The sequence below is a fragment of the uncultured Flavobacterium sp. genome, from assembly GCF_951805225.1.
GTDB lineage: Bacteria > Bacteroidota > Bacteroidia > Flavobacteriales > Flavobacteriaceae > Flavobacterium.
In genome coordinates, this window is the sequence record NZ_OX638201.1 from 5,125,752 (window position 1) to 5,139,430 (window position 13,679).

At 32.6% G+C, this 13,679-nt stretch carries 12 protein-coding genes; 5 read left to right on the top strand and 7 right to left on the bottom strand.

What is annotated here, in order from left to right:
- Window positions 1–54: 54 nt before the first annotated feature.
- From WN975_RS21355 to WN975_RS21380, 6 genes are all read right to left on the bottom strand, one after another.
- Window positions 55–963 carry a pseudouridine synthase gene (locus WN975_RS21355; RefSeq protein ID WP_337968246.1) on the bottom strand — a complete coding sequence of 303 codons (909 nt, stop codon included), beginning with the start codon at window positions 961–963 and terminating at the stop codon, window positions 55–57.
- A 356-nt stretch (window positions 964–1,319) separates the two neighbouring features.
- Window positions 1,320–2,276, bottom strand: coding sequence for a geranylgeranylglycerol-phosphate geranylgeranyltransferase (locus WN975_RS21360; RefSeq protein ID WP_337968247.1), 957 nt, complete (start codon window positions 2,274–2,276; stop codon window positions 1,320–1,322).
- Window positions 2,277–2,338: 62 nt separating this feature from the next.
- Window positions 2,339–2,929, bottom strand: coding sequence for a DUF502 domain-containing protein (locus WN975_RS21365; RefSeq protein ID WP_337968248.1), 591 nt, complete (start codon window positions 2,927–2,929; stop codon window positions 2,339–2,341).
- A gap of 75 nt (window positions 2,930–3,004) precedes the next feature.
- Window positions 3,005–3,943, bottom strand: a complete 939-nt coding sequence (locus WN975_RS21370) for a mevalonate kinase (protein ID WP_337968249.1) — start codon at window positions 3,941–3,943, stop codon at window positions 3,005–3,007.
- A gap of 70 nt (window positions 3,944–4,013) precedes the next feature.
- Window positions 4,014–4,136, bottom strand: a complete 123-nt coding sequence (locus WN975_RS21375) for a hypothetical protein (RefSeq protein WP_337968250.1) — start codon at window positions 4,134–4,136, stop codon at window positions 4,014–4,016.
- A 127-nt stretch (window positions 4,137–4,263) separates the two neighbouring features.
- Window positions 4,264–5,367, bottom strand: coding sequence for a diphosphomevalonate decarboxylase (locus tag WN975_RS21380; RefSeq protein ID WP_337968251.1), 1,104 nt, complete (start codon window positions 5,365–5,367; stop codon window positions 4,264–4,266).
- Window positions 5,368–5,555: 188 nt separating this feature from the next.
- On the opposite strand from WN975_RS21380, the gene WN975_RS21385 reads away from it, so the two are divergent.
- Complete coding sequence (locus WN975_RS21385) at window positions 5,556–6,032, top strand: TspO/MBR family protein (protein WP_337968252.1); 477 nt, start codon at window positions 5,556–5,558, stop codon at window positions 6,030–6,032.
- A gap of 61 nt (window positions 6,033–6,093) precedes the next feature.
- Window positions 6,094–7,053 carry a tetratricopeptide repeat protein gene (locus WN975_RS21390; RefSeq protein ID WP_337968253.1) on the top strand — a complete coding sequence of 320 codons (960 nt, stop codon included), beginning with the start codon at window positions 6,094–6,096 and terminating at the stop codon, window positions 7,051–7,053.
- 17 nt (window positions 7,054–7,070) lie between these two features.
- Here the strand turns inward: WN975_RS21390 and WN975_RS21395 are convergent, their stop codons facing one another.
- Window positions 7,071–8,234, bottom strand: coding sequence for a XylR family transcriptional regulator (locus WN975_RS21395; protein ID WP_337968254.1), 1,164 nt, complete (start codon window positions 8,232–8,234; stop codon window positions 7,071–7,073).
- Between the two features lie 384 nt (window positions 8,235–8,618).
- Here WN975_RS21395 and WN975_RS21400 point away from each other — a divergent pair, with 384 nt between their 5' ends.
- From WN975_RS21400 to WN975_RS21410, 3 genes are all read left to right on the top strand, one after another.
- Window positions 8,619–11,231: a glycoside hydrolase family 2 TIM barrel-domain containing protein gene (locus tag WN975_RS21400; protein ID WP_337968255.1), complete on the top strand. Its 2,613-nt coding sequence runs from the start codon at window positions 8,619–8,621 to the stop codon at window positions 11,229–11,231.
- A gap of 139 nt (window positions 11,232–11,370) precedes the next feature.
- Window positions 11,371–12,630: an MFS transporter gene (locus WN975_RS21405; protein WP_337968256.1), complete on the top strand. Its 1,260-nt coding sequence runs from the start codon at window positions 11,371–11,373 to the stop codon at window positions 12,628–12,630.
- Between the two features lie 18 nt (window positions 12,631–12,648).
- Window positions 12,649–13,506, top strand: a complete 858-nt coding sequence (locus tag WN975_RS21410; protein WP_337968257.1) for an ROK family protein — start codon at window positions 12,649–12,651, stop codon at window positions 13,504–13,506.
- The last annotated feature ends 173 nt before the right edge of the window (window positions 13,507–13,679 follow it).

The following is a 13,679-nucleotide window of genomic DNA, read 5'->3' on the forward strand; positions in this document are numbered from 1 at the left end:
CCATCTTACAAAAGTAAAACAGGATTTATATTTAAGTCAAATTTGAAGCGTTTCTTAAACGTTTTTCAAATTGATAATTTCTTGCTCTGTCAAAAAGCGCCAGTTACCTCTAGGTAAATTCTTTTTGGTTAAACCAGCAAATGATACACGGTCAATACGTAAAACATCGTAGTCAAAGTTTTCGAAAATTGCACGAACAACTTTTACATTCGAGGAACGTAATTTAAGACCTACCTCGCTTTTTGCTTCTTTTTCAATATAGCTTATTTCTTCAACAAACACGCGGTGTCCGTCAATAACCAAACCTTTACTAATTTTTTCTAAATCCTCAAATTTCAAGTTTTTATCTAGTGAAACCTGATAGATTTTAGACGATTTCTGACTTGGTAAAGTAAATTTACGAATCATATCAGTATCGTTAGTAAACAACAATAAACCAGTGGTGTTTTTGTCCATTCTACCAATCGGAGCAATTTTTGCCGTTGTAGAACCACGAACAAGTTCCAGAACATTACGATATTCCTGACCTTCGTCAAGAGCAGTTGTAAAGTTTTTTGGTTTGTTCAACAAGATGTATTCTTTCTTTTCAGGAGTCAAAACAACACCATCAAAGTTTACAACATCGTTTAATTTTACTAAATAACCCATTTCAGTTACCGGAACGCCATTTACTTTTACGTTTCCAGACTGAATGTATATATCGGCATCACGACGTGAACAAACACCAGAATTAGAGATATATTTGTTCAAACGAATTTCGTCTGCAGCTTTTTGTCTTTTTGGAGCCTGATTCTGTTTTTTGATTTTTTCTGCCTTTTCTTCTTCAGCAGCCTTAACAGCAGGTTTCACTTTTTTCGGCCCTTGAGCGCGCTTCGCCATAGGAGGTTTTGGCTTGTTAGAGTTTGGTCTAGAGCTATTTGGCCTAGAACCGCCTCTTTTATTATTGCCTTCCTTATTGTTCATAAATTCTGTAATTTGTGCAAAGATAGTTTATTCTTGCTAAATAATCCTAAGTTCATTGTTCTTAGATTGATAGCTATTATTTTTTGAAGTTATAGAAGCATCATAATTGGCTTTTTTTCAGGCATAAATTCCCGCTTTTTGCTTCAATCTTTTATTTTTTAAAGAAAAAAATAAAAGGATTTCCGCTTCAATCGGGGCTATTTTTCAAACAATTGGCTTCTTTTAAATATTTTGAAAGAAAATGATAGTAGAGAAATACACAAATATTTTACATAAAGAAAGCACAAAGTTAAAAATAAAAAATCGGTACAAATCTGCCTAAATCCGCGTCATCTGCGTGCCATCTTTTATATACTCTAGGTCTGCAAAAGCAAATTTTTCCCATGCCATAAAACACTCGGATTAATCAAAACGATGCAAAAAACTCCCGAAACAATCAAAAATTTAAGCACATTATGAAGCATCAAAAATTGTTCTTTAGAATTTGATTTCCATAAATAAAGCAAGAAAAACAAGAGAACAACAAAACAAACATAAAAGTAAATGTCCATATATCCCACATCATAAATATCAATCAGGACATAAACCGGAATCACCGTTAAAAATGTTAGAACCGTAATAATTTGTTTAGAAACCGTTTCGTTATAAAGTATCGGAATCGTTCTGTAATCATTTGCCAAATCTCCTTTTAGGTTTTCTAAATCCTTAATCATTTCCCGAATTAGTAATAACAAGAATAAAAAAACTGCATGTGCCGAAATCACGGCAAAATGACTCATATGATCTTCAATTTCTTCAAACGAAATCTTATTATAGAAATATAAAAGAATTGCAAAAAAAGGCAAAACTGCCATAAAAGCTGCGGTTAGATTACCAACTATTGGATACTTTTTTATTTTGTGTGAGTAAAACCAAATCAGAAAAATATATCCTGAAAAGAACAAAAAAGCACGCCATGAAACAATCAAAGCCATTAATGCGGCAATAAAATTAAGCGTAAAATAAACGGATAATTTCGTTTTCTGACTTACCAATCTGTCCAGCATTGATTTATTCGGACGATTAATTAAATCTTTCTGACTGTCGTAAAAATTATTAATAATATATCCGGAAGCAATCGTAATTGCCGAAGCAAAAACAATCAGAAATAAGTTGAAATCAAGTAGGATATCCAGCGCTCTTTTTTCGGGTGCCAATATAAAAATTGCCGATAAATATTGTGCCAATACAATAATCGGAATGTTATAGCCTCTTACCACAGAGAACAAACTGACAATTTTCATCATTAAAAGTTTGTGCTGTCTGCTTAACATTTTTTAATTTCAGTTTTTGAGATTGAGGTGTAATTTAAGATTTTTTGTTGAAGAACCTTCGATCAAAGTTTGTTTTTTAGTAGTTCTTTAGCACCAAAGCCTAATTTTCGGATACAGGCCAAAGCTTGTTTTTGAGTTATATCGACTTCTTTAATGTCTTTTTTTTCTACAAAAACTACAGAACCGCTCCACGGATTTGGAGCATCGGGAACAAAAACCGAAAAGTTATTTTCGTTTATTTGTTCTATAAGAAATGCAAATTGCCAACCTGCATCTGTTGGAACCAAAATAACTTTTAAATCCTGATTGGATTCAAAACCCATTATGCTTTCATTCATGCTTTTCATGAAAGAATAACCAGGAACAAAGCTCAAAATTCCATCTTCCAGCTTTTGTATTAACTTTTTAGCATATTCAGTTCTTGCAATTAAACCAGCTGTAAAGCAAATAAAAAGTATAATAACTATGGCGACAACTTCTTCAATTGCTAATCCTAAAATCTTCACTTTCGGAAAATGATTAATAATAGGATTTGTAATTTTTTGAATAATACCAAAGCCTTTTTCTAAAAGAACCAAAAGCAGAATTAACGGTGCTAAAAATAAAATTCCTCCTAAAAAAGTTGCCTTAATAATCTGTAAAATACTCTTCATATTCAATAGGTTTTTTAGGGTTAATATTTTTAGGAAAGTCTATTCAAATAAGGATCTTTTTAAGAAGATTGATATTTAAAATTGATAAACTACTTCTAATTTGTAGTCTTTCAAAGATGCTTTTGCACGTTCTAAATCTTCGGTAAAACCTAAGATATATCCGCCACCACCAGAACCACAAAGTTTTAGGTAGTAATCGTTTGTGTCAATTCCGTTTTGCCAGATTCCGTGAAATTGTTCCGGTATCATTGGTTTGAAATTGTTTAAAACGACTTTTGAGAGCTTTTTAGTATTTGTAAACAAAGATTTCATGTCGCCGTGCAAGAAGTTTTCTACACAAGCGTCAGTATATTTTACAAATTGATTTTTAAGCATCGTACGGAAACCTTTGTCTTTTAGGTTTTCCATAAAAATGTTTACCATTGGAGCCGTTTCTCCAACAATTCCAGAATCTAATAAAAAGACAGCGCCTTTTCCGTCAAAACTTTGAGTTGGAATTCCTGTTGCTTCAATATTATCTTTAGAATTAATTAGAATCGGAATACTCAAATAACTGTTTAAAGGATCTAAACCAGAACTTTTTCCGTGGAAAAAACTCTCCATTTGAGCAAATATATTTTTAAGTTGTAACAGTTTTTCGCGAGTTAAATTCTCTAAAACAGTTATTTTATGTGTAGCATATTTATCGTAAATAGCAGCAACAAGAGCGCCACTACTACCAACTCCGTATCCTTGCGGAATACTTGAGTCAAAATACATTCCGGTTTCAACATCATTTTTTAAAGTTACTAAATCAAAAGCAACCAATTCCGGTTGTTCTGTTTGTAACGTTTCAAGATACGATGCAAAACGTTTTAAACTTGCATTTGATGCTATTGCTTCAGCCGAAGGATCTTCGATTTTCTTCAACGCACCATTGTAAAAATTATAAGGAATAGAAAGTCCTTTAGAGTCACGAATAATTCCGTATTCTCCAAAGAGTAATATTTTTGAGTAAAATAATGGTCCTTTCATGTTTATTTTATGTCTTTTATTTTATTTGGGTCTTGTCTGGTAAAAGATTGTAGAAGTGTGTTTAAAAATATTATCTATACTTTTTCATTAAATCTTCGAAACTTATATATTCACCTCGTTCAAATTCTAATTCACTTTGAGCAACATCTTCTTTTTGCTCATTGCTCAAATCGTCCCACCAATCTTTTTTCATTTCAATCAGCATTTTTCCAATCGTTTTTAATGATTACTGTATCATTAGTTTCTTTCAGCATATTTATCGCTTCAAGTTTCTCTAATTCAATGTCCATAATCAAAAATTTAATTAAAGATACGGAAAATTATAATGCAATTGAACCGTCTCCAATTTCGTCGCAAATGTACTGACCATTCTGGCAAAATACAACTAATTCGTCCTGAATAAATTGAAGTACTTTTTCGCTAACGTTTTCGGGATATAAAACATGAACATTTGCACCTGCATCAAGCGTAAAACAAACCGGAATTTGGGTTTCATTTCTGAATTTCCAAATGGCATTTATGATCTGTAATGTGTTTGGTTTCATCAAAATAAAATATGGCATCGATGTCATCATCATAGCGTGCAGCGTCAAGGCTTCGCTTTCTACAACTTTAATGAATTCATCTAAATTCCCACTTTCAAATATGGCAATTAACTGATCCAGATTTTCGTGCGCCTGAGCAAAACGTCTTTCGGCATAAGGATGATTGTGCATTAAATCATGTCCTACAGTACTTGAGACTTGTTTTTCGCCTTTGTCAACTAATAAAATTGTATCTTGATAGTTCTTGAAATTTTCATGGATTTGGTATGGAAATTCAACTCCAAATAAATCAGAACTTCCTTCGATATTTGCTTGATTTCCCCAAACGACAACATTTCCTTTTACACTTCTGCAAGCGCTTCCAGAACCTAAACGTGCTAAAAATGATGCTTTTTGATAAAAGTATTCGTCTGTCATTTCAGGATTTAATACTTTTTCTAAACTCATAAAATTCATTGCCAAAGCTGCCATTCCTGAAGCCGAAGAAGCAATTCCGGAACTGTGCGGAAACGTATTTTGAGTATCAATTGTAAAATGATATTCTTTCAAAAAAGGCAAGTAAACTTCAATTCGTTCTAAAAACTTCTGAATTTTTGGTTTGAAATCCTCTTTTGGTTTTCCTTCAAATAATAAATCGAACGAAAAACCATTATTTGTCGCACTGAGCGGAGTCGAAGTTTCTCTTTTTTCAAAACCTAATTTGGTAATCGTTTTGCAATTATTTAGCGTAAAACTCACCGAAGGATTTGCCGGAATTTGATTGTCTTTTTTCCCCCAATATTTCACTAATGCAATATTGCTGGGAGCGCTCCATTCAAAATTTCCGTTTTCGATGGTCGAAGTATATTTTTTAGGAATAAAATCAGTTGCTGTAAACATGAATTATAAAATTTTGGCAAAGATAGTTTTTAAATAGAAAATGGAAACGAAACGTTTACAAAAGATAAACGAAACGTTTACAAAATTCAAATGAAATTCAAATGAAACATAAACTAAAATGAACTTACATTACTTATATGGTTTAACCTTTCTTTTTAACTATTTTTGAAAAAAAAATCAGTAGGAAGATGAACAAGACAGTAAAAATCGCAATCGCTCTAGTAATTTGTTTAATGGTAGGATATTCAGCAAGTGTTGTAACAAGACCAAGTGTTGAAACGTGGTATCCAACAATTATAAAACCAAGTTTTAATCCGCCAAATTGGATTTTTATGCCGGTTTGGACTTTGCTTTATATTTTTATGGCAGTTGCAGCAGGATTAGTTTGGGACAAAATAAAAGAACAAAACGAAGAAGTAAAAAAAGCATTAGGTTTTTTCCTGATTCAGTTGACATTGAATGCAATTTGGTCTTATATTTTCTTCGGATTAAAAAACCCGATGTTGGCCTTAGTAGAAATTGCACTTTTATGGCTGTTCATTTATGAAACCTATTTTAAATTCGTCAAAATCAATAAAATTGCAGGATATTTATTGATTCCATATATGGCTTGGGTTGCTTTTGCAGGAATTTTGAACGCTAGTATTTGGTGGTTAAATAGATAAAAAATTCTGTTTCAAGTTTTATGTTTTTTTAGTTTCAGGTTTAATCGATACGTTTTACTTTATGAATAAATTCAAGGCTTTTGTTATTGTGTTGGTTTTAATTTCGTTTAAGGGATTTGCTTGCTTAAATGGAGATACTAAGGTTTTGAAAAATGGAGTTGAGCTTTATTATGATGAACATGAATTAATTCCTACTGGACATGAGTTTAATGTAGAGAATTTTTCGAAATTGATTCAGGATCTTAAAGATGAATACAAAAAAACAAATGACATTGATTATTTGTCTGATAAAGGATATGTATTAATTATTAGCGGAAAATATGAAGAAGCTTTAAAGTTATATTTAGAGATTGAAAAAATAAAACCTAACCGATATTCTACGGCTTCAAATCTTGGGACTCTTTATGAGTTAATGGGAGAAAATCAGAAAGCTTATGAATGGATAAAAAAGTCGATTCGGCTAAATCCAGAATCTCATAAAGGCTCAGAATGGCTGCATTTGAAAATATTAGAAGCAAAAATTAAGAATCTTAAAGAGGTTTCGGGCGAATTTTTAATTAATACTACTTTTGGTTTAGAAGCAATTCCCAAAACAAAATTATCTAAAGCACAACTCGAGGAATTATATAAAGCGTTGTATTATCAATTAAATGAGCGTATCACTTTTATAAAACCAAAAGATCAAATTATTTCGGTTTTACTTTTTGAGTTAGGGAATATTGCAATAATAAATAAAGATTATTTGTCTGCTTCTCAAATCTATGAACTTTCAAAGAAATATGGATTTCAAGAGGAATTGATAAACAAAAGAATAATACTTTGTTATGAGAAATGGCTGCATTATTATTCGAGTAAAGCTGAAGAACTTGAAATGCAAAAAGGAGGTTCATTTCGATTAGAAGGATATCAAATCGATGCTGTTGTAATTAGTTTGATTGTTGTGTCTTTTCTTTTCGTGAGTTTATTAATCTATTGTATTATTCTTTTTCGAAAATTAAAAAAGGCTAATATCTCAACTTAAATTATTCGTTTTTTAAATCATTTGGGCTGTTTTAATTTTCGAAATTCCAAAGGATTAACGCCTTCATGACGGCTGAAATATCTCGAAAGATTTTTAATATCGGTATATCCGCAAACATCTGAAATTTCGGTAATAGATAATTCTGTTTCTATTAAAAGCTGTTTGACTTGTTTGATTCGGAGTGTGTTGATTTCGTCAAGAATACTTCGTTTTAAAACCAATTGAAATCTTTTTTCGAGAACTCTTCGCGATAATGCCGTTGCATTTACAACATCGTCTACAGATATTCTTTCTTTATAATTATAATAGATAAAATGCAGCGCTTTGCTTATTTCTTTGTCATTTACAGCCAAAAAATCAGTTGATCTTCGGGTAATTATTTGTAAATGTTCGACCTGAATATCATTATAAACACCATCTTTATTTGCCATCATTTTGCTAAGAAGCTGTGCCGTTTCAAAACCGGCTTTTTCGGTATTTAGAGAAATACTCGATAAAGGCGGATCGGAGAGATTGCAAATACTCAAATCGTTGTCGACGCCAAGTACAGAAACTTGTTCAGGAACATTAATGCCAATTGCTTTGCAAGCTTCGGTAACATGTTGTCCCTGATTGTCGTCGCAAGTCATAATGGCGATGGGTTTTGGTAATGCCTTAAGCCAATCTGCCAATTGCGATTCTTTGTAACTCCACAATGGCGGAGTTTCTTCTTTTTGATGTTGGTAGATATGAACATTAAAATTAAATTCTGCTGCTTTTTCGCAAAAACCTTCACATCTTTCACGCGACCAAACAATATTGTCGAAACCATAAAAGCCAAAGTTTTTAAATCCTTTTTCGATAAAATAAGAAGCCGCCATTTGTCCTGTTTCTTTATAAAGTCCGGTAATATTCGGAATGCCAATAAAACGTTCGTTCGTGTCTTGCGCAATAATTGGAATGTCTAACGAAAGTAGTTTTTCGAATACTTGTTCATTTTCAATTTGGGCTATTATTCCATTTGCGCCCCAGGTTTTTGCCCACGAAATCGCGTTTTTTAATTCCTTTTTATTTCCGCTTACAATTGGAATTCGGCAAAAGTTAAACGGACCAAATAGTCGGGAATACTTCGCAATTCCGTTTAAAAGTCCGCGTCCATATTCTTCAGAAAAGTTAACTAACAACAATACTTTCGGTGTCATTTTATTCGATATTAATTGGAATTGAACGCTTTACATTAAAATAAAATCTGGAAACAACTCACAATACACTTTGAATTCTGGAATTGTAAATATTCGCAAAATGAAGATTAATTATCGCAAATATACCATTATCAATTAAAATACAAGTCTATTTTTGTTTCGTGGTTTTTAATAAAAAACATAAAAACGTTTTAATTATTAGTTTTTTTAACTCTTTTTTAAAGCATTTAATTTTTTTTACTGCTTTTGGTAAAATATACCATTTGAAATTTTGTAGTAAAAAAATGATGAATTTTATTAGATAACCAGAAGATTTAAAACGTTTTAAACCTTAAATTTTGTTAACCAATACATTAATCTTTCGATTAGATTAAAAGAACAATTATGAAGAATATAAATTATCCTAATGGTAAAATGATTTCATTCCTTTTATGGGCTATGTGCAGTTTAATTACTGTAAGTGCTCAAAATGTAAAATTTGAACAACAACTAAAAGAAGGATGGAATATAGAATCATCAGCAAAAATAAATACAACGGGAGATAAAATTTCTCAGGCAAATTTTGATATTTCAAAATGGTACAAAACCTCGGTTCCGGCGACTGTAATGGCGTCTTTAATTGCCAATAATGAGTATTCAGATATTTTTATGGGAGAGAATATCAGTAAAGTTGATACTACAAGATTTAGAGTTCCGTGGTGGTATAGAAATGAGTTTGTTATTGAAGATGCTTCAAAAAACACAGAATTAATATTTGAAGGAATTAATTATCGTGCAAATGTTTGGCTAAATGGTAAACAAATAGCTTCGGCGGATAGTTTATTTGGAGGATTTAGAATATTTGATTTAAACATTTCGAAGCATGTAAAAAAAGGAAAGAATATTTTGGCTGTTGAAGTTTTTAATCAAAAAACACATGAACCTTCTATTGGTTTTGTGGATTGGGCGCCAATGGCTCCAGATCGCGAATTGGGACTTTGGAGACCTGTAAAACTTAAAATTTCGGATAAAACGAGTTTGAATAACATCTTTGTGACTTCAAAAATTGATAAAAAAGGCTTTAAGAGTGCTGATTTAGAAATTTCTGCGGAAGCGGTAAACAATACAAATGAAGTTGTAGAAACGGTTGTAAAAGGGAAAATCGAAAACATCAATTTCGAAAAGAAAATTAAACTTCAGCCTTTAGAAAAAAGAATGATTGTTTTTAAATCTTCGGAATTTAAACAGTTAAAAATCAAAAATCCGCGTTTGTGGTGGACGTATGAATTGGGAAAACCCAATTTGTACAATCTAACAATGTCTATTGAAACCAATAATAAAGTTTCGTTTTCAAAATCTACAAATTTCGGGATTCGTGAAGTCGAGGATTATTTGACTGCAAAAGGCTATAGAGGTTACAAATTAAATGGTGTTGAAGTTCTAATTAAAGGCGGCGGTTGGGTCGACGGAATGTTCCTGAATGATACTGAAGAAAAAGTAAAAGCGCAATTAGAATATGTAAAACAGACTAACATGAATACGGTTAGGATGGAAGGTTTTTGGGGAAATAGCGAGAGAATCTATGAAATGGCAGATAAAATGGGACTTTTGATGATGGTAGGATGGAGTTGTCAATGGGAATGGAAAGGTTATCTTGACAAACCAGAAGATGATTTTATGTCGATTAAAACTCCTGAAGACATGGATCTTATTATAAATTATACGCGCGATCACGTGAATTGGTTAAGAAATCACCCGAGTATTTTTGTTTGGGTTATGGGAAGTGACAAATTGCCGCGTCCAGAATTGGAAGCAAAATATAATGTTCTTTTTGAGGAAGTTGATCCTTCAAGACCGCTTTTAATGTCTTGCAAAGGAATGGATAGTTCTATTTCCGGAAAAACCGGAGTAAAAATGAATGGTCCTTACGAATATGTTTCTCCAAATTATTGGTTTTTGGATACAGAAAATGGCGGAGCTTTTGGATTTAATACTGAAACAGGTCCGGGGCCGCAAGTTCCTTCGCTTGAAGTTGTGAAAAGTATGATTCCCGAAGATAAATTATGGCCAATAAATTCGACTTGGGATTTTCACTGTGGGCGAAATGAATTTCAAACGCTTGATCGTTACACAAGTGCATTCAATAACAGATACGGAATTCAGAATAATGTTGAAGATTTTACTTTTAAAAGTCAGGCGTCAAATTTAGAATCGATGCGTTCCATGTATGAAGCTTTTGCTATAAACAGAAGCAACACGACGGGAATTGTTCAATGGATGTTTAATTCGCCTTGGCCAAAATTAATCTGGCAATTCTGGGATTATAATTTATTGCCAAATGCTGCTTTTTATGGTGCAAGATTAGGTGCGCGTCCGGTAAATATTGCTTATAATTATGGAGATAACGCCGTTTATGTAAGCAATCTAAACCCTGAGAAAACTAAAAATCTAAAAGCGCAATTAAAGATATATGATTTTAATGGAAAAGTAATTTTCGAAAAAGAAGAAACAGTTTCAGCAGATGGAAATGCTTCGGTTAAAGCTTTTGATTTACCGGATGATAAAGCGTATTCTAAAATTTATTTCTTGAAAATGAACTTATTAGACGAAAAAGGAAAATCAATCGCAGACAATTTTTATTGGTTATCGACTAAAAAGGATGTATTTGATTTTAAAAAATCAGATTGGATACATACGCCATTAATGGAACACGCTGATTTTAAAGATTTGGACAAATTACCAAAAGTAAAAATTGAAGCGCAACACACGATTAAAAAGGAAAACGATAAATATGAGGTTACAATAAAACTCAAAAATCCATCAGATGCTATCGCGTTTTTAATTGAGTTAAATATTGCCGGAGATGTTTCAGGAAAATCAATAGTTCCGGTTTTATGGGACGACAATTATATCTCATTAGTGCCAAAAGAAAGCAGAATAATCAAGGTTACTTTTCCAGTTTCTGCTTTAAAAGGCGAAAAACCTGTTTTTAAATACAAAGGCTGGAATGTAGAATAAAAACATCAGGATCATTTATATAAATAGCCGAATTAGCGCTATTAGAAATTACACGAATTAGAGATCTCAAAAAAACAGATTTCTTCTTCAAGAGGAAAACTCATGTCCAAATCTAAATTTTTAATAAATAAACAAACAAATGAAAACGAGTAAATTAACAGTAGGATTGGTGTTTCTGACCTTTTTTGTTATTTCTTTTTTGACTAACATTATGGGACCTTTAATTCCGGATATTATCAATAGTTACCATTTATCGCTTGGTATGGTTGGTTTTCTTCCGTTCTCGTTTTTTGCAGCTTATGGCGTAATGTCAACCTCAGCGGGAGTTTTGCTTGAGAAATACAGAGAGAAAAAAGTAATGGCATTTTCATTTCTGATAGCCGCTTTAGGTTCGCTATTATTTGGGTTGTTTCCGTACTATTCTATGGCGCTGGTTTCTTTGTTTTTAATCGGAATTGGAATGGCGGCTTTGCAAGTTGCAATTAATCCGTTATTGAGAGTTTCGGGCGGAGAAGAACATTTTGCGTTCAATTCTGTAATGGCACAATTATTCTTTGGATTAGCTTCTTTTTTAAGTCCGCTTGTTTATAGTTATTTGGTTACCAACATCAAACATGACGAAACAAATTCAAATGAGTTTCTGGAAATCTTATCAAAACTGGTTCCTGCAAATCTGAATTGGGTTTCCTTATATTGGATTTTTGCCATAACAGCACTTGCAATGGTTCTGATTATTTTGCTTTTTAAGTTTCCAAAATTTGAATTAGAAGAAACTGAAAAAGCAGGAACCTGGAGCGTTTACAAAGATTTACTTCGAAATAAAACCGTGCTTTTATTCTTCTTCGGAACTTTTGCATATGTAGGAACGGAACAAGGAATTGCCAATTGGATGTCAAAATTTCTAAGTGATTATCATGGTTATTCGCCTCAAACTGTTGGTGCGGAAACTGTCGCTTATTTCTGGGGACTTTTGACTGCAGGATGTCTTCTTGGTTTGGTTTTATTGAAATTTCTGGACAGTCGTAAAGTCCTTATTTTATTTGCCGCCGGAGCAATTATATGTCTTACGCTAGCATTATTTGGCTCAGCCAAAATTTCTCTTTATGCATTTCCAATTTCCGGTTTTGCCCTTTCGGTAATGTGGTCCGTCGTTTTTTCATTGGCTTTAAACTCTCTTAAAAACAATCATGGAGCTTTTTCAGGGATTTTATGTACCGGAATTGTTGGCGGAGCAGTTATGTCATTAATTATTGGGAAACTGGGCGATATAATTGGACTTAAATACGCAATGACAACTTTGTATATCACACTTGGATACATCTTAAGCATTGGTTTTTGGGCTAAACCTTTAGTAAATAATGCCACAATAAATTTAAAGAAAACAAAAGAAAATCAATAATTATATAAAGTAGTAAAGATGTCGGAAAGAAAGATCATAGGCGTTGACATGGGAGGGACAAAAATCCACACTAGCCTAATTTTAGGAAAAGAAATAATTTCCGAATGCATATTAGATACACCCGCCAAAGAATCTGAAAAAGTCGTTCTGGACAGATTAATAAAAGCCATAGAACAAGTTTATCAACCTGGTTGCGAAGGTATTGGTATTGGAGTGCCAAGCGTCGTAGACTGGAAAGAAGGAATTGTATATGATGTTGTTGCAATACCGTCGTGGAAAGAAGTTCATGTAAAAAAAATACTCGAAGATCATTTTAAAATTCCTGTATATGTCAATAATGATTCGAATTGTTTTGCGCTTGGCGAAAATTTCTTCGGAAAAGGAATTGATACAGCAAATTTTGTTGGAGTAACAATAGGAACCGGTCTTGGCAGCGGAATCATTATCGAAAACAAACTATATCAAGGCGTAAATACGGGAGCGGGAGAAATAGGAAGTATCTCGTATAAAGATGGAATTATAGAACAATATTGTGCGAGTGAATTTTTTATTTCCCGCGGATTAGATGGAGAAGAACTCTATTTGAAAGCCAAAAAAGGAGATCCCGAAGCTTTAGAAATTTTTAAAGATTACGGTAAAAATCTCTCTGAGGTCGTAAAAATAGTTTTATACGCTTACGATCCTGAAACCATAATTCTGGGAGGATCGATTAGTAACGCTTATGAGTTTTTTATTGATGCCGTTTGGCAGGGACTTCAGGATTTTATGTTTCCTGTTGAGCTCAAAAAACTCAAAATCGAAAAATCAGAACTTAAAAATAGTGCTGTATTAGGTGCCGCAGCATTAGTTTACAATTTTAACCTCGAAACAGCTTAGTGCATCATAAATAATCAATTTAACACATAGAAACATAGGTTATGGGTGTAAAAAAGAATACAAAAAGAAACACATTTCTTTCACATAGCCAACTCTGTGCGTTTGAAATAAGTGAAACACCTTTTGAGAGATTAAAGTCTATGTTTCAATGTGTTAAAATTAATTACAACCTG